10 protein-coding genes are annotated in these 17277 nt (G+C 72.4%); 4 read left to right on the top strand and 6 right to left on the bottom strand.

The features are described 5' to 3' along the window. Entirely contained in the window at nucleotides 1–7803 is a 7803-nt protein-coding gene (locus tag ACFU3E_RS04175) for an amino acid adenylation domain-containing protein (protein WP_384151710.1), read from the bottom strand. 453 nt (nucleotides 7804–8256) lie between these two features. Between ACFU3E_RS04175 and ACFU3E_RS04170 the strand changes: the two genes are divergently transcribed. From ACFU3E_RS04170 to ACFU3E_RS04155, 4 genes are all read left to right on the top strand, one after another. Continuing rightward, nucleotides 8257–9210 (top strand): chlorinating enzyme, encoded by a 954-nt coding sequence (locus tag ACFU3E_RS04170; RefSeq protein ID WP_384151707.1) that lies wholly within the window; start codon nucleotides 8257–8259, stop codon nucleotides 9208–9210. Between the two features lie 100 nt (nucleotides 9211–9310). Further along, on the top strand, nucleotides 9311–10543 hold the full coding sequence (locus ACFU3E_RS04165; RefSeq protein ID WP_384151704.1) for a cytochrome P450: 1233 nt from the start codon (nucleotides 9311–9313) through the stop codon (nucleotides 10541–10543). Between the two features lie 63 nt (nucleotides 10544–10606). Continuing rightward, on the top strand, nucleotides 10607–11350 hold the full coding sequence (locus ACFU3E_RS04160; RefSeq protein ID WP_384151701.1) for an SDR family NAD(P)-dependent oxidoreductase: 744 nt from the start codon (nucleotides 10607–10609) through the stop codon (nucleotides 11348–11350). Nucleotides 11351–11385: 35 nt separating this feature from the next. Then, complete coding sequence (locus ACFU3E_RS04155; protein WP_384151698.1) at nucleotides 11386–12501, top strand: SIS domain-containing protein; 1116 nt, start codon at nucleotides 11386–11388, stop codon at nucleotides 12499–12501. A 78-nt stretch (nucleotides 12502–12579) separates the two neighbouring features. On the opposite strand, the gene ACFU3E_RS04150 is transcribed toward ACFU3E_RS04155, so the two are convergent. From ACFU3E_RS04150 to ACFU3E_RS04130, 5 genes are all read right to left on the bottom strand, one after another. Next, nucleotides 12580–13401, bottom strand: coding sequence for a TetR/AcrR family transcriptional regulator (locus tag ACFU3E_RS04150; protein WP_384151694.1), 822 nt, complete (start codon nucleotides 13399–13401; stop codon nucleotides 12580–12582). Between the two features lie 112 nt (nucleotides 13402–13513). Beyond that, nucleotides 13514–14362, bottom strand: a complete 849-nt coding sequence (locus ACFU3E_RS04145; RefSeq protein WP_384151691.1) for an ABC transporter permease — start codon at nucleotides 14360–14362, stop codon at nucleotides 13514–13516. Further along, nucleotides 14359–15273 (bottom strand): ABC transporter ATP-binding protein, encoded by a 915-nt coding sequence (locus ACFU3E_RS04140; RefSeq protein ID WP_384152247.1) that lies wholly within the window; start codon nucleotides 15271–15273, stop codon nucleotides 14359–14361. The genes ACFU3E_RS04145 and ACFU3E_RS04140 overlap by 4 nt, the downstream gene beginning before the upstream one ends. Nucleotides 15274–15438: 165 nt before the next feature. After that, nucleotides 15439–15684, bottom strand: a complete 246-nt coding sequence (locus tag ACFU3E_RS04135) for an acyl carrier protein (protein WP_384151688.1) — start codon at nucleotides 15682–15684, stop codon at nucleotides 15439–15441. A gap of 22 nt (nucleotides 15685–15706) precedes the next feature. Next, nucleotides 15707–17074 (bottom strand): class I adenylate-forming enzyme family protein, encoded by a 1368-nt coding sequence (locus tag ACFU3E_RS04130; protein WP_384151684.1) that lies wholly within the window; start codon nucleotides 17072–17074, stop codon nucleotides 15707–15709. Between the last annotated feature and the right edge of the window lie 203 nt (nucleotides 17075–17277).

Below are 17277 nucleotides of genomic sequence, written 5' to 3'. Positions count from 1 at the left end.
TCACCACGCGGCTTCGACGTCGTCGATGTCGTTCTGGGTCAGGTCGGCCAGCGGGAAGTCGGAGGGGCTGTGCCCGCCCGCGTCCGGGGAGAGGGCGTGCCGGACGATGCCTTCGAGGGCCGCCCGCCACCGCCCGCCGAGGTCGGCGAGGTCGGCGTCCGGCCACAGCCGCCTCGCTCCGGTCCAGGTGACCGTCAGCCGGGGCCCGGCAGGGGCGTCGTGCACGACGATGTGCACCTCCAGGCCGTGCGCGACGGGCAGGCCGGGGTCGGTGGTCGTCACCATGACCGCCTCGGGGGCCATGGCCCAGCCGGGTTCACCGCCCAGCGGGGCGCCGGGGGCGGCGAACCGCCCGAGGTAGTTGAACCCGATCTGCGGTGTGCCGAGGCGGGCCAGCACCTCGCGGCAGCCGGGCGCGAGGTGGCGCAGCAGCCCGAAGCCGATGCCGCCGTCCGGTGCCGCGCACACCTGCTCCTTGACCCGTTTGACGGCGTCGCCCAGGCGCGGCGCGCCCGAGGTCACCTCGGCCCAGGAGACCCGGCCCGGGTCGATCCTGACGGGGTGCAGGGTGGTGAACCAGCCGAGTGTGCGCGACACATCGGCGCCCGGGACGACGTCCTCGCGGCCGTGGCCCTCGACGTCGACGAGCACGCAGTCGGCCGTGTCGTCCCCTCGCTCGCGGCGCCAGGCGGCCACGGCGAGCCCGAGCGCCGTCAGCAGCACGTCCTCGACACCGCAGTGGAAGGCCGCCGGGACGGTCGTCAGCAGGGGGCCGACGACGTCCTCCGGGAGCGTGTCGACGGTCTCGACGGTGTCGGCGGCGAGGTCGAGCCGCGGGTCGGCCGGCTTCGGCGCCGGCAGGGGGCCGGGGGCGGTGAGGATGTCCATCCAGCGGGGCAGCTCGGCGAGCCGGTGGGGCTGGGTGGCCTGCGCGGTGAGGCGCCGCGCCCAGTGGCGCAGCGAGGTGCCGACCGGCGGGAGGTCCGGCGTGCGGCCGGTGGCGGCCCGGGTGTACGCCTGGACCAGGTCGTCGGTGAGGATGCGCCAGGAGACTCCGTCGACGGCCAGGTGGTGGACGACGAGGAGGAGCCGGCCGGGCGTCTCCGGCCCCCGGTCGAACCAGACGAGCCGCGCGATCCGGCCGGCGTACGGGTCGAGCCGGTCGGCCGCGGCCGACACCTCGGCGCGGGCCCGGTCGGCGAGGGCGCCCTCGCCCAGGCCGGTGGCGTCGACGCGGTGCACGAGGACGGCGTCGGGAGTCCGTCCGGGCGGCTGGATCTCCAGGGTCCAGGAGTCGTCCTGGTCGACCAGTTTCAGGCGGAGCGCGTCGTGGGTGTCGGTCACCGCGCGGACGGCGGTCCGGAGCGCTTCCTCGCGGAGGCCGGGCGGGCAGGACAGCAGCAGGGACTGGGCGAAGCGGCGCACCGGGGCGCCGCGTTCGCGCAGCCAGTGGACGATGGGGGTGGCCGGGACCGTGCCGGTGCCGGTGTCGTCGGCCTCGCCGTCCGCGGTGGCGTCCGGCGCGCCGGCGTTCCGGCTCAGCTCCGCCGCGGTCCGGTGCGCGAAGACGTCCCGCACAGTGAAGGCGAGCCCCTCGGCGCGGGCGGCGCTCACCAGCCGGATCGCGCAGATGCTGTCACCCCCGAGGCCGAAGAAGTCGTCGTCGGCGCCGACGGTGTCCCGCCCCAGCACCCGGGCCATGAGCGCGCACAGCAGGTGTTCGGACTGTCCGGCGGGGGCGCGTCCGCTCGGCCGGGCGGTGGCCGCCGGCAGGGCAGCGCGGTCCAGTTTGCCGTGTGCGGTGACCGGCAGGGCGTCGAGGACGACGATGTCGTGCGGGACCAGGTACTGCGGCACCCGGAGCCCGGCGAAGGCGCGCAGCGCGTCACGGGTGGGCCGTCCGCCTTCGGCCGGTACGACGTAGGCGACCAGACGCGGCTCCCCGTCGCCCTCGCGGCGGACCTCGGCCACGGCCTGGGCGACGGCGGGGTGCTCCCGCAGCACCGTCTCGACCTGGCCGGGTTCGACGCGGAAGCCGCGGAGTTTGACCTGCCGGTCGGTGCGTCCCCGGTACTCCAGGACGCCGTCGGGGGTCCAGCGGGCGAGGTCGCCGGTGCGGTACATGCGCTCCCCCGCTGGGCCGTACGGGTCGGCGACGAAGCGTTTCGCGGTCTGCGCGGGCCGGTGGAGGTAGCCGCGGGCGACCCCGGCGCCGGCCAGGTACAGCTCGCCCGTGGCGCCCGGGGGCAGCGGTTGCAGACCGGCGTCCAGGACGTAGGCGCGCATGCCGGCGAGCGGGCGGCCGATCGGCACGTCGCGCGCGTCCGGGGCGAGGTGGCGCACGGCGTGGCTGGTGGCGAAGGTGGTGGTCTCCGTCGGGCCGTAGCCGTCGACGACGACGGTGTCCGGGCAGGCGGCCAGCACTCGCCGGACCATCGACGGCGCGACCTCCTCGCCTCCCGCCCACACCTGGCGGACGCCGGCGAAGCAGCCGGGCCGGTACTCGGCGAGGACGGCGAACAGCGCGGCGGTGAGCCACAGCGCGCTCGGCCGGTGACGGGCGATCAGGTCCGCGTACTCCTCGGCGTCCAGCTCGTGCGGGGGCGCGACGATCAGCCGGCCACCCCGCAGCAGCGGCGCCCAGATCTCAAACGTGGACGCGTCGAAGGCGGCGGGCGAGTGCACGAGGACGTCGGCGCAGACGCCGTCCCCGAAGCGCGGGTCGGTCGCCAGGGCGGCGATGTCGCGGTGGGTCACCACGATGCCCTTGGGCTGCCCCGTCGACCCGGAGGTGTACATGACGTAGGCGGCGGAGAGCGGGTGCGGAGCGGGGGCCGGTGGGGCCGGGTCCTGCGCCGCCGGCGCCCCCGTGTCCAGGTCCTCCGGCAGCAGGCGGGGCGCCGCGCTGTCCGGCAGGTGGAACGCGCCGGTGTCGCGGGAGGCGAGCACCGCCGTCGGCCGCGTCTCACCGAGCATCGACGCGACCTGGGAGGCCGGGTAGCGGGGATCGATCGGGACGTAGGCGGCCCCTGCCTTCAGGACGGCGAGCAGCGCGACCACGAACTCCGGTGAGCGCGGCAGGGCCACCGCGACGGTGTCCCCGGCGCGGACGCCGTGCCCGGCCAGGGCGCGGGCCCACCGGTCGGCGCGGGCGTCGAGGTCGGCGTAGGTGAGGTCGCGGCCGTCCGCCGAGACGGCGATCGCCGCCGGGGTGGCACCGGCCTGCCGCGCGAAGAGGCCGGTGACGGTCGCCCCGGTCGGGTCCGCTGTACCGGGCGCACCCGCGGCCAGCAGGCGGGCGCGCTCCTCGGACGTGAGCAGGTCGATCCGGTCGACGGTGCGGCCCGGGTCGTCGGCGGCCTCGGCGAGCAGCCGCGTGAACCGGTCGAACAGGGTGCGTACGGTTTCCGGTTCGAACAGGTCGGCGGCGTACTCGACATGGCCGTCGAGCCCGGCCGGGGTGCCGTCGGCCGAGTGCCGTTCGACCAGGCTGAGGAAGAGGTCGAACTTGGCGGTCCCGGTGCGGCCCAGCTCGGTGGAGACGGTGAGGCCGGGCAGGGTGAACTCACCGGCGGAGGCGGTGTCCTGGAGCCCCAGCATCACCTGGAACAGGGGGTGGCGGGCCAGCGACCGCTCGGGCGCGAGGACATCCGTGAGGTACTCGAACGGCACGTCCTGGTGGGCGTAGGCGGCCAGGGCCGTCTCGCGGACCCGCTGGAGCAGGTCGGTGAAGGCAGGGCGGCCGGACACGTCGGTGCGCAGGACGAGGGTGTTGACGAAGGCACCGACCACGTCGTCCAGCGCCTGGTCGAGACGGCCCGCGACGGGACTGCCGACGGCGATGTCGTCACCGGCGCCGAGGCGGGACAGCAGGGCCGCGAGGCCTGCGTGCAGCACCATGAACAGGCTGGCCCCCGAGGCCCGGCCCAGGTGGACGAGGCGGCGGTGCAGTGCGGCGTCGAGGGAGACGGTGATGTGGTCGCCGGTGTGGGAGGCGACGGCGGGCCGGGGCCGGTCCGTGGGCAGCTCGATCTGCTCGGGCAGTCCGGCCAGCTGCTCCCGCCAGTACGCCACCTGCGTCTGCAGCAGGCCGCCGCCGGTGCCGTCCGCGGCGAGCAGTTCGTTCTGCCAGAGCGTGTAGTCGCTGTAGCGCACCGGCACCGGGTCGAGCCGCGGCGCGCGGCCGGCGGCGCGGGCGGCGTAGGCGCGCTCGAGGTCACGGGCGATCAGCCGCATCGACAGCGCGTCGCAGGCGGAGTGGTGCAGGACGAGCAGAAGCACGTGCGTGTCGGCACCGGTGGTGAACAGCTCGGCGCGCAGCGGCGGTTCGACGGCGAGGTCGAAGGGGCGGCGGGCGCCCGCGGCGAGGCGTTCGCCGAGTGACGCCTCGGTGACGGAGGTCGCGTGCAGGACGGGCGCGGCGGGCGTCAGTACCTGCTGGAGGAGGCGGCCGTCGAGGTACGGAAGGACGGTGCGCAGGCTCTCGTGGCGGGCGAGGACGTCCCCGAGGGCGGTGCTGAGCGCGGTGACGTCCAGAGGGCCGTCGATGCGCAGCACCGAGGGGATGTTGTAGGCGCCGCCGGGACCGTCCATCTGCTGGAGGAACCACATCCGGCGCTGGGCGCAGGAAGCCTCCAGCTCGGCGGGCCGCTCGCGCCGGACCAGGCGCGGGCGGGCCAGTCCCGCCTCGTCCAGGGCGGCCGTCACCGCGCGCGGGGTCGGGTCGTCGAACAGGACGCGCAGGTCAACCTCGACGGAGAACGTCGACCGGATGCGGGTGATCAGTGACGTGGCGAGCACGGAGTGGCCGCCGAGGTCGAAGAAGTCGTCGTCGGGCCCGACCTCGGGTTCGTCGAGCACGAGCGCGAAGAGCGCGCACATGATGTCGAGCCGGGAGGAGAGCCCGCCGCCGTCGGAGGTGGGCGCGGGGTCCGCGGACGCGGTCAGGGCGGCGCGGTCGAGCTTGCCGTGAGCGGTGAGCGGCAGCGCGTCGGTCCGGACGATCCGGCTGGGCACCATGTACTCGGGCAGGCGGGCGCGGACCGCCTCCCTGATCTCCTCCGGCGCGGGGTCGGCGCCGTCCTCGGCGACGACGAAGGCGACCAGGCGCTGGTCGTCCTCCCGTTCCTCGGTCACGGCGACCGCCGCGAGCGCCACGCCGGGGCGCTCGGTGAGCGCGGCCTCGATCTCGCCGGGCTCGATGCGGAAGCCGCGGACCTTGAGCTGGTCGTCCGAGCGTCCGACGAAGGTGAGCCGGCCGGCCGGGTCGCGGCGGGCCAGGTCGCCGGTGCGGTACATCCGCTCACCGGGCCGCCCGTGCGGGTCGGCGACGAACCGCTGCGCGGTGAGCCCCGGGCGGCCGAGGTAGCCGCGGGCCAGACCGGGTCCGGAGACGTACATCTCGCCGATCGCGCCGACCGGGACCGGCCGCAGCCGCTCGTCGAGCAGATGGACCGTCAGATGGGCGAGCGGGACACCGATGACGCTGTCCGGGCCGGGCTCGGGGCCCAGTGTGACGTGGGTGACGTGCACCGTGGTCTCGGTGATGCCGTACATGTTCACCAGCGCCGGCCCGGTGGTGCCGTGCCGGCGGCGCCAGTCGGCGAGGCGGGCGGGCTGGAGCGCCTCACCGCCGAAGACCACGGTGCGCAGCCGCAGCCGGCGGCTCACGTCGGGCAGCTCCTGGTCGGCGGCCATGAGCTGGTAGAACGCCGAGGGCGTCTGGCTGAGCACGGTCACCCGCTCGTCGGCGAGCAGCCGCAGGAACCGCTGCGGAGCGCGGCTCACCTCGAAGGGGACGACGACCAGCCGGCCGCCGTGCAGCAGGGCACCCCAGATCTCCCAGACGGAGAAGTCGAAGGCGGCCGAGTGGAACAGCGTCCAGACGTCGTCGCGGCCGTGGCCGAGCTGGTCGCGGGTGGCGGCGAAGAGGCGGACGACGTTCTCGTGGGAGGTGAGCACGCCCTTCGGGCGGCCCGTGGACCCCGAGGTGTAGGTGAGGTAGGCGGGGCAGCCGGGCTCCAGCGGCCGGAGCCGTTCGCCGGCGGTCACGGGGCCCGGGTCACGGCCTGCCGCGTCGGCGAGGAACTCGGGTGCGTCGATGAGGAGGCGGTCCCGGTCCGTGGCGATCCCGGCCGCCGTGGAGGTGATCAGCAGCCCGGGTGCCGCGTCGTCGAGCATGTACGTGATGCGGGCGGGCGGGTAGTCGGGGTCGACGGCGACATAGGCCGCGCCGGACTTGAGCACGCCCAGCAGGGCGAGGACGAGGTCCGCGGAGCGGGGCAGGGCGACCGCTACGACGTCCTCCGGCCCGATGCCGCGAGCGACGAGGGCGCGCGCGAGCCGGTTCGACCGCTCGTCGAGTTCCCGGTACGACCAGGTGGTGCCGTCCGCGGTGAGCGCCGGGGCGTCGGGAGTGGCGGCGGCCTGCGCCGCGAACAGCTCGGGGAGGGTGGCCGCACCGGGGGCGGCGGTGGCCTCGGGCGCCGGGGCGGTGGCCTCGGGCGCCGGGGCGGGGCCTGCGACACCGCTCACCGGCTGGTCGGGGCCGGTGGCGGTGAGGGCCTCCAGCGTCGCGGCGAACGCGTCGCGGTGGTGGGCCAGTCCGAGGTCGTCCCGGCCGTTGACGTCGATCTGGAGGCCCTGTCCGTCCTGGCGGTCCCAGATCATGAAGAGCAGGTGGCCCACCAGACCGGAGGAGAGATTGCGCATCGTGCCGTGTGCCGCGCCGAACCGCAGGGCGTAGGGGTGCGAGATGACGTTGACGACCGGCAGCAGGGACGTGGCATGGGCCGTGCCGAGGTCCCGCTGGAGGTCCACCCCGCGATAGCGCTGGTGCGCGACGGCCGCGGCCATCTGTTCGGCCACGTGCTCCAGCAGGGCGGTGACGGTCATGTCCGGGCGGACGGTGAGCGGCAGCGGCAGGACGTTGGCGAGGTTCGCGGGCGTCTGCCGGGCGAGTTGGCTCGCCCGGGCGGAGAGCGGGAACGCGAGGAGGACGTTCTCGTCCCCGGTCTGCCGGTGGACGTGCAGCGCCGCGGCGGCCGTGACGACCACCGGCCAGGGCACCCGGGCGCCGTGGGCGGTCCCGCGCACGGCGTCGAACCGCTCCTCGGACAGCCAGCGCGTCACACCGCGGAACTCGGCGGCCGCCCCCCGGGACCGGCTGACGAGCGGAGAGGGCGCGGGACGTCCGCCGAGCTGCCCGAGCCAGAAGTCGCGGTCCTGCCGGAAGTCCGGGGCGGAGCGGTACGCGACGTCCTCGTCGGCGAGTTCGCGCAGCGAGCCGAACGGGTTCGGGCCTGGATCGCGCCCCTCGACGAGCGCCGTGTAGACCTCGGCGACCCGGCGCGAGACCAGGTAGGAGCCGTAGGCGTCCATGGCGATGTGGTGGTAGTTCTGGTACCACAGGTGCCGTTCCGGGCCGAGGCGCAGCACCGCGAAGCGGAACAGCGGACCGTCGGTGAGATCGGTCGGGCGGGCCAGCTCCCGTCGCATCCACGCGTCGGCCCCGGCCTGCGGGTCCGCGGCATCGGAGAGGTCGACGGCGCGCAGCTCCCACGGGCGGTCCGGGTCGATGGTCTGCCCGACCCGGCCGCGGTCCTGGTGGAACCGGCTGTGCACGGTGTCCAGTCCTGCGACGACCGACCGCAACGCACGCTCGAAGACTCCCGTGTCGAACGCACCCTGCACATCGACGTACTCGCCGACTTGATACACCGAGTTGCCGTCGCTCAGCCGCTGTTCGGCGAACCAGATCTCACGCTGCGCTGCCAGCAGGGGCAGCATTGTGTCGGCGTTCAACAAGATCGACGACCTCCGAGATTTCCTACTGGAAGCGCGGAACCACCCGGGAACCGAATCAGCCGGCGCGTCATGCCGGGACGGGCGGGCCGGGGAATGAGAAATCAGGACAGCGAATTCGCTCCGGCCGAACGTAACTGCGCTCCGGGCCCGCTACAAGCCCGGCGATCGCGCTGGGGCGGTGGGCGGCGGCCGGCCGCGCCGGACCTCGATGAGCAGGTCACCCGGGGTGCGGGAAGCGGGCTGCGGTGTCCCGCCGGCGGGACAGGACGACGCTGTTGCCGGGCGGCTGACGCGTCGACAATGCTTCGGGTGCTCGGCTAGGTTCCGATCACGCCGAACTTCGAGCGCATCCGGGACGTCGAAACTCCTTTCCCCTTCCGCCACGGCTTGGCCGACGCGTCCCGCTCTCGTCCGCCAGTAATTCGAGGACGCATCCGGAGAGAATCCAGCATGACACTTGACACTCAGCAGTGGCAGCTCTCGGAAACCGAGCTCGAGTTCTTCCGGGAGAACGGCTACATCGGGCCGCTCACGATTTACACCCCGGAAGAGATGGACGCGTTGTGGCGCCGGGCCCGTCGCGAGGTCCTCGACCGCTCGCACGCGGCCTACCCCGTCGACGAGGCGCTGTCCGGCGCGACCAACATCGCGAACTACGACCGCCATCTCGACGTCGACCTGCTCATGCAGCACGTGTGCAACCGGAAGATCACCGACCGGGCCGCTTCCATCCTGGGGCCCAACGTCCTGTGCTGGCGCACGGAGTTCTTCCCGAAGTACCCGGGCGACGAGGGAACCGACTGGCACCAGGCGGACACCTTCGCCAACGCCAGCGGCAAGCCGCAGATCCTGTGGCCCGGCGAGACCGACACCGAGTTCGGCAAGGGCACCCTCACGGTGTGGACGGCGTTCACCGACGCCACCCGGGAGAACGGCTGTCTCCAGGTCATCCCCGGCTCGCACCACCGCATGAACTACGACGAGACCAAGCGGATGAGCTACGACACCGCGCAGATCAACTCCAAGGTCAAGGACGGCGTTCCGCGCGGCTTCTTCGGCTACGACTACCGTGAGCTCCAGATCGACCCGGACTGGAGGCCGTCCGAGGAGGACGCCTTCGACCTGGTGATGCGACGCGGCCAGTGCGTGATCTTCTGGTCCACTCTGATGCACGCCTCGCTTCCCAACGTCACGGCGAAGAGCCACCGGATGGGCTTCGCCACCCGCTACGTCCCGACCAGCGTGCGGGTCTACCCGGACACCGACCGGGTCGAGGAGTACGGCGGCAGCATCCCGCTGGACAAGTGGGGCGCGGTCCTCGTCAGCGGTGAGGACGACACCGGCCACAACAAGATCCTGCGCGAGTCGCTGCGCGGCACCGCGATCTCCGAGTTCCTGCGCTGAGCCGGATCCCCGCACACCCGGCCGACTGAAGGGGTGCCCCGCACGGGCGTGGCTCCAGCCGGCCTGTGCCGCGCACCCCTGCCTGGAGGAGGGCACCCGCATGACCGTCACCCCAAGCTCCGTCACCCTGCCGATCGTCATGGGGGGTGCGGAGTTCGCCGCCGATCCGCCCGCCCACTACACCTGGCTGCGGGAGAAGGCCCCGCTGGGGCAGGTCCGGCTGGACTTCGGGGCGTTCGCCCAGGACGTCTGGGTGGTCTCCCGCTACGCGGACTGCAAGGCGATGCTCACCGACCCCCGCCTGCTGCGGTCCCCGTACGGGGCTCCGCCGGGCGTGGAGATCCCCGAGCACATCCGGCTGGTCAGCTCCACGCTGGACATGAAGGACGGCGACGAGCACCGCCGGCTGCGCTCCCTGGTGGCCGCTCCCTTCACACCGAAGCGCATCGAGCATCTCGGCGAGCAGGTGCGGGTGCTCGCCGAGCGGCGCCTGGACGCACTGGGCGACGGTGACGGCGGCCCGATCGACCTGCGGCAGGACTTCGCGCTCCCGGTGACCTACACCGTCATCGCCGACCTGGTCGGGGTCGGCGAGCAGGACCGCGTCCGCTTCCAGCAGGGGGTCACGGCCCTGATGAGCGGGTTCAGCGGCTCCCGGGAGGACTGGGAGGCCCATGTGCGTGACCTCGTCGCCGTCACCCGCGACCTGGTCGCCCGCAAGCGGACCGAGCCCGGGGACGACCTCGTCACGGGCTTGATCGAGGCCGAGGAGGCGGGCGACCGGCTGAACGACACCGAGCTGGTGGCCATGGTGTTCAGCCTGGTGACGGCGGGTTATGAGACGACGTACAACCTGATCACGAACGCGGTGGCCGCACTCCTGGACCACCCGGACCAGCTCGGGCTGCTGCGCGCGGCGCCGGACGACGAGGCGCTGTGGCGGTCGGCGGTCGACGAGGTGGCGCGCTACCTCCCGCCGATCACCGGCACCCGGCCGGCCACCGCGATCGAGGACATCGAGTGGCACGGGCAGACCGTACCCGCGGGGGCGTCGGTGCTCCCGTTGCTCGCGGCCGCCAACCGGGACCCGGACGTGTTCGAGGAGCCGGAGCGCTTCGACATCACCCGCTCCCCCAACCCCCACCTCGGCTTCGGTCACGGCGTCCACTTCTGCCTGGGTGCCAACCTGGCCCGGATGGAGGCCCGGGTGGCTCTCCAGGTGCTGTTCGGGCGGCACCCCGGTCTCGCCCTCGCCGTCGACCGCGCCGAACTCGCCCTGGAGCCGATGCCGTTGTGGACCCGCTTCCGCGAACTGCCGGTCGTCCTCGGATGACCGGGGCGGGGGTCCCGCACGCCCAGCTGTCCGCCGACGCGCCGAGGAGACCGTGAGAGGACCATGCCGAACCGCATCGCTGTCGTCACCGGAGGAACCAAGGGGATCGGGGTCGCACTCAGCCGGCGCCTGGCCCGGCTGGGGCACCACGTGGTCGCCGTGTACCGCACCGACAAGGCCGCCGCGGACCTGCTGAGCGAGGAACTCGGCGATCAGGTCGAGACGGTCCGCCTGGACGTGGCCGACCCGGAGGCGGTGGCCGCCTTCGCGGAGCGGGTGCTGACCACGCACGGCGCGCCCCGTGTGCTGGTCAACAACGCGGGCCGCAACATCGACGGCCCGTTCCTCGGGATGTCGGACGGCGACTGGCGGCAGGTGCTCGACGCCAACCTGTCCGGGCCGTTCTATCTGACCAAGGCCTTCGCCCCGGCCATGCTCGGCCTGGAGGGAGGCGCCGCCGTCGTCAACGTCGGGGCGACGACCGCGATCCGGCCCCGCCTGAACGGCGTCAACTACTGCGCCAGCAAGGCGGGGCTGCTGCACCTCACCAAGTGCCTCGCGCTGGAACTGGCCCCGGCCGTCAGGGTCAACTGCCTGATTCCGGGGATGATCGACACCGAGGAGATGCGCACCCGGTTCAAGGTCGCCGATCCGACGGCGCGAGCCGAGCTGCTCGCCGGGATCCCGCAGGGGCGGATCGGCTCGCCCGAGGAGATGGCGGACGCCCTGGAGTTCCTCGTCGGCGACGGGGCCCGCTACATCACCGGCCAGAAACTCATCGTCGACGGTGGCCAGTTCATGTGGTAGCGGTCACCGCCCTGTTCGAGAGAGAAGAGCCCTTCATGTTCGCACGCCTCGACCGGTACGCCGATTTCCTCAAGATCAGGTATCGCTCCGACTTCCTCAAGTCCGGCGAGTACTCCCTCGCCGAGGTGACTCCCGAACTGCGCGAGCGCATCGAGAGCGGGCAGTTCCACCGCATCGTCTTCTCCGGTATGGGCTGCTCCGCCATCGTCTCCGATGTCATCGGCACGTTCCTCAACGCCTCGGGTGCGGGCGTGGAGGTGCTGGTCTTCAACGACTACGACTTCCCGTACCTGGTCCCCCGGTCGGTGGTCGACGACGAGGGGACGCTGTTCGTCATCAGCTCCTACAGCGGCCACTCCGAGGAGCCGGTGCGGGTCTTCCAGCAGCTCGCGGGCCGCTACCACCGCACCCTGCTGCTGACCTCCGGCGGCCGGCTGGCCGAGCTCGGCCGGCGGGCCGGGGTGTCGGTGGCGCGGTGGGAACTGAGCGAACCGGACCGGGAGTACCCGCTCTTCCACGTCGGCCAGTACTTCGCGATCCTGCTCGACATGTTCCCGCGGCTGGGCCTGATCAAGGACGACCACCGGGCGGAGGTCGCGGCCCTGGCGGGCCACCTGGCCTCGGACTTCACACCGGCGCTGGAGGAGCTGGCCCGCGCGACCGCGCTGCGTTCCCGGGACGCGAACATCATCATGCTGGCGTCGCCGAAGTGGTACATGAGCCTGCTGAAGCTGGCCAAGATGCACTTCAACGAGATGGCGATGGCACCGGCGACCCGGAACTTCTTCCACGAGTTCTGCCACAGCGAGGTCGCCACGCTGTCCGACCCGGACCGCCTGCACAGCGTCCTGCTGTTCCGGGACAGCGACGACGACGCCTACACGCGGCAGAAGATGGACAACCTCGTCCGGTTGCTCACCCGGGACATCCCGCAGAACCGGAACGTCGCAATGACCGAGTTCACCCTCGACCAGCCGACGTTCATGCGCAAGTACTTCACCGCGCTGGAGTTCGTGCAGCACACGGCGCTGCACCTGGGGCGCCTCTACGACACCAAGTCCCGTGACCTGATCTCCGAGGCCGCCGGCAACCCGTGGTACCACACGACCTCCATCCTGGCCGAGACGGCGACGGCGAAGACACCGGGCTGACGGCCCGGGAGGGCCGGTGCGCCCCCGGGGAGGGGCCCGCCGTTCCGGCGCGATCCGGACGGCGGGCCCATGGCGGCCTCACGGCACCCGCGTCTGTGGCGCGTCCTGCGCGCCGCGGCGGACGACGGCCTCGATCCCGTCCAGGAGAACCGCCAGTCCGGCGTCGAACGTCTCGGTCGCCTCCCGTTCCAGATACGGCCCTTCCGGATCGGGCGGGGCGGCCGCCGCCTCCCTGGCGAGCCGGACGACCGTCGGGAAACGCTCGGCGAAGTCGGGCACGGCCTCCTCGAAGGCCGCGGAGCGGGCGGTCCACCAGTCCTCGTCGGAGACCCCGGTCGCCGCCGCGGCCTGCCGGGAGTCGACCACCGTCTGCGCGGCGCCCCGGACGTGGTTGATCAGCGTGCCGACGACCCGCCGCAGCACCGGCGCGCCCAGCCCGGTCGCGAAGAGGATGCGCAGGACGCTCTCCAGCATGGCGTTCTCGTTCGGCCCGAGGACCGGGCGCGCCTGGGAGACCTGGAGGGTCCAGGGGTGGCGCAGACAGAACGCCCAGTGGTCGTGCGCCCAGGCCGAGAGGGCGGCGCGCCAGCCGTCCGTGAGGTCGTAGTCGGTGCGGAGTTCGGCGAGTGCGCGGTCGTACATGAGGTCGACCAGCTCGTCCTTGCTGGGCACGTAGGTGTACAGCGCCATTCCGGTCCGCCCGACGCGCTTTCCCACCTCACGCATGGAGACCGCGGAGATCCCGGAGGCGTCGGCGATGGCGATCCCGGCGTCCACGATGGCGTCCACGGTCAGTCCCGGCCGGGGGCCCGGACCGCTCCGGGTGACCGCCTCGCCGGGGGTACGCCACAGCAGGGCCAAGGAACGACGGAAATCTCCTTGGCCGGCGAAAACCACCACCACATCCCCTTGACTGGTACCGAACCGGATGGTCATGACCTTACCGCACGGCCCCTCGGCGGCCGTCCTTCGTGTGGGGCCGCAGAAATCAGTGACAGCCCCGCACCTATTTCTACTGCATGGCCGCCTTCCGGCGCTCCTCGATAACCGAGCCGGATTCCTTGCGTGCCATTCGGCGCAGCACGACAGGAGCCAGCAGAAGACCGAGGACGGACCATGCGCCGAGCGCGCAGAATGTCTCTACGTACCGCCAGGAATTCCCGATCTCCACAGCGGCGAACTCGTCCGGCAGCAATGCGGCACGCATTCCGAGCCCGAGCCAGTACACCGGGAACACCTGGGCGACCCACTGAAGCCATTCCGGTGCCTCGGTGACCGGGAAGAAAATGCCCGAGACGCCGAAGAGTGCCAGAAGCGGGAACATGACGACGCCGATGTTGCGCGGGCTGGTGAGCACCGAGCCGAGGACGGCGCCGATCGGCATCGTGGCGAGCATCCCGAGCACGAGCACCCAGGCCAGCGTGAGCCAGGCGCCGACACCGTCCAGGCGCACGCCGTCGAAGAGCAGCACGCCGGGCACCAGCAGCAGAGCGGTGGTGATCAGGGTCGTCGCCGCCGAGTGGACGATCTTGCTGATCAGGTAGGCGGTCATGCCGTTGGGGGCGGCCTTCGCCCGCAGCAGGGTGCCGTCCTCCCGTTCCATCAGCAGGTTGAAGGCCACGGCCTGGAATCCGTTGAAGGCCAGGGTCAGCCCGAGCAGGCCGGCCAGGGTGGTGGAGCCGAGCGAGAAGCCGGTGCCGCCAATGTCGGAGCCGCGCCGGAGCAGGGCGACGACGAGCAGGACGACCGGGATGAACAGCATGCCGAGGACGTCCTGGACGCTGGCGAGCGACTGCCGGGTCTCGATCCGGCCCGCCGCCAGTCCGCTGCGGACGGCGGTCGCGGTCGTGGTCACGCTCATGACGACACCTCCGCCACCCGCTCGTCGGCGGCCCGCGGGGCGCCCAGCACTGGCAGCCCGGTACCGTCCCGGCCGGATTCGGCGGCGTGCACCATGGCCAGATAGGTGTCCTCCAGGGTGGCCCGGCGGACCTCCAGCTTGTCGACGTCGGCGCCGTGCTCGGCGAACAGCTCACGGACGAACCGGGTCGGAGTCCTGGTCGAGGTGGTGAAGCGTTCGCCGTCGCGGACCCAGCGCACCTCGGCGCCGGTCTCCACCTGACGGGCCAGTTCCTCGGGGGCGGCGTCGGCCACGATCCGTCCCTGGGCCAGGATCACGATGCGGTCGGCCAGCTTCTCGGCCTCGTCCAGGTCGTGGGTGGTCAGCAGGATCGTGGTGCCCTCGACCTCGGCGAGCCGGCGTACCAGCGCGTGGAACTCCTGGCGCGCTTCGGGGTCGAAGCCCACGGTCGGCTCGTCGAGGAACAGCACCTCGGGGCGGCCGACGATGCCGATCGCCACGTCGAGCCGGCGCCGCTGACCGCCGGAGAGCTGTCCGACGCGGCGGCCGGCCTGCCCGGCGAGCCCGACGGCCTCGAGGAGTTCGTCCACGTCACGCGGACGGGCGATGTGGTCGGTGGAGTAGGGCGCGTACAGGGAGCCGTAGTGCGCCAGGAACTCGCGGACCGGCCACTTCGCGTGGTCCCGCCAGGACTGGAGGACCACGCCCAGACGGGCCCGCCACCCTTCGTCGCCGTGCGCCGGATCCGCACCGAGGACCCGCACGTCGCCGGCGGAGCGCAGCCGGAAACCCTCCAGGATCTCGATCGTCGTGGTCTTCCCGGCACCGTTGGGACCGAGCAGTGCGACGACCTCGCCCCTGGCGACCCGGAAGGTCACCCCGTGCAGGACCGTCGTGGATCCGTAGTTCATGCGCAGGTCGGTGACCTCGATGGCGGGCTGCGCCGCCTCATTGGCACTCAACGCCACTCCCCTCCTTCCGCTATCTCATTACAGCGTAAAACGTTAGCACGCCGCCCCTCCCCGGCACCGGTCGCGCGCCGGGCCGGGGAGGGGCGGAGGGGAGGGACGGCCGCCTCAGCGGGCCACGTGTCCGGGGAAGCGGTCGAGCAGGTACGCGTGGATCTCGTCGACCGAGTTCAGCGACTGCAGCTCCTCGAACCGGGGGTCGAGGCGGATGCCGTACCGGTCCTCCAGTGACGCCTGGAGGGTGACCATGGTGAAGGAGTCCATGACGAACTCCGCGTCGTCGCCGACGTCGGCGGACAGCGCCAACGAACGGCTCTCGGAGAGGATCTCCCTGATCTCGTCCTTGCTGATCACTGACGTTCTCCTCCGGGTCGGGTCACAGGGTGGAGCGGATCGCGTTCCGGTCGCGGACGAGCTTGCCGGTCTTGTTCCGCGGCAGGGCGCGGGCGACGAAGAACCGCTTGGGGGCCTTGACGGCGCTCAGCCGTTCCCGGCACCAGGCGATCAGCTCGCCCGCCTCCGGCGCCGCCTCGCCCCCGACGTACGCCTCGATCACCTCGTGGTGGAGCACCACCGCCTCCTCGACCGCGGGGTGCGAGCGCAGCACGGTCTCGACCTCGGCGAGGTCGACCTTGAGGCCGCCGATGGTGACGAGGGAGTCCAGCCGGCCGAGGATGCTCAGCTCACCGGTGGCGTCGTCCACGGCGAAGCGGTCGAAGGTGCGCAGCCACCCGTCGACGTAGCGGTCGGGCTGGTCGTCGAGCACGTACGGCGACCGGTCCAGACGTACGTACAGCTCCTGGTCGACGATCTTCGTCTCGACCCCGGGCACCGTGTCGCCGAGCACCGGCGGGCGCGGCCCGTGCAGCCCTGCCGCGAGCAGGCCCGTCTCGGTCACGCCGTACACCTGGCTCACGCGGACCCCGTACCTGCGGTGGAACTCCTCGTACACCTCGACGGGCAGCCGTTCGCCGCCGGTGACGGCCAGCCGGAGCGCGGGCAACGGGGGCACCCGCGGGGTCCTGGTCAGCAGCTCGAAGTGGGCCGGCACCCCGTAGATCGCCATCGCCTCCGTGTCCTGGGCCACCCGCAGCACGTCGGCCGGCGTGGGCAGGGGCGGCAGCACCACGGTCGCGCCCTGCCGCAGGGCGTGCAGTACGCCGGTAACCAGGCCCATCGTGTGCACGAGGGAGTTGAGCAGCACCACGCGGTCGCCGGCGCCGGGCAGTTCCGGCAGGGCGGCATGGCGGTCGAGTTCGGCGAGGAGCGAGGCGGGGTCGCGGCCGATGACCTTGGGCCGGCCGGTGGAGCCGGAGCTGAACTGGACGAGGCAGTCACCGGAGGAGGCGGGGCGCCCGGACGGCCGGGCGGCGACGCGGAAGGCGACCTCCTCCTCGAAGCCGGTCACCGGCCCGGAGTGTCCGTCGGAGTCGATCACGTGCTGGGGACGGAGCAGCTCGGCCTGCGGCTCGTACTCGGCGGGTGTCGACCGGAAGTCGACCAGGAGTACCTGCGCGCCCCGGCTCCACAGGGCGAGCAGCACACGGACATAGGTGAGGCTCGGCCTCATGCGGAGCAGAACGGTACTGTTCTCACCTATTCCATGATCGCGGAAGGTACGGCCGAGTCCGGCCACCGCGGACCGCAGTTCGGATCTGGATTCCGCAGTGCGTGAAATAGCCCAGGGCTGCCGGTCCGAACCGGCGCCCAGCAGCGATTCACCCCACCAGGATGCGATTGCCATGCCTCTCCCTCACCGGCTGGAAGAATCGGGAAGTTAGCAGGGTGATTATGGGCGCACCAGGCACAAATTCAGTGTCCCGCCGGCGGGACAGCCGAGCTGCCCGCGGCCCTGCTCACCACATTGACTCCGTGAACCGCCGTGTTAGGTTCGGGCGGTGCCCGGACAGCGGGAACACCGATTCGCACAACAACCGTTTGCATTCT

Origin of the sequence: Streptomyces sp. NPDC057424 (genome assembly GCF_042803315.1) — a bacterium.
In the GTDB taxonomy this organism is placed as follows: domain Bacteria; phylum Actinomycetota; class Actinomycetes; order Streptomycetales; family Streptomycetaceae; genus Streptomyces.
The sequence above is the reverse complement of the archived record's forward strand: the minus strand, read 5'-3'. Positions and strand labels throughout refer to the sequence as shown.

What these genes read in the sequence shown, in the direction of transcription:
- ACFU3E_RS04170 (WP_384151707.1), top strand. Translation starts at nt 8,257, where the DNA reads ATGACACTTGACACTCAGCAGTGGCAGCTCTCGGAAACCGAGCTCGAG.
- ACFU3E_RS04165 (WP_384151704.1), top strand. Translation starts at nt 9,311, where the DNA reads ATGACCGTCACCCCAAGCTCCGTCACCCTGCCGATCGTCATGGGGGGT.
- ACFU3E_RS04160 (WP_384151701.1), top strand. Translation starts at nt 10,607, where the DNA reads ATGCCGAACCGCATCGCTGTCGTCACCGGAGGAACCAAGGGGATCGGG.
- ACFU3E_RS04155 (WP_384151698.1), top strand. Translation starts at nt 11,386, where the DNA reads ATGTTCGCACGCCTCGACCGGTACGCCGATTTCCTCAAGATCAGGTAT.
- ACFU3E_RS04145 (WP_384151691.1), bottom strand. Translation starts at nt 14,362, where the DNA reads ATGAGCGTGACCACGACCGCGACCGCCGTCCGCAGCGGACTGGCGGCG.
- ACFU3E_RS04140 (WP_384152247.1), bottom strand. Translation starts at nt 15,273, where the DNA reads ATGAACTACGGATCCACGACGGTCCTGCACGGGGTGACCTTCCGGGTC.
- ACFU3E_RS04130 (WP_384151684.1), bottom strand. Translation starts at nt 17,074, where the DNA reads ATGGCAATCGCATCCTGGTGGGGTGAATCGCTGCTGGGCGCCGGTTCG.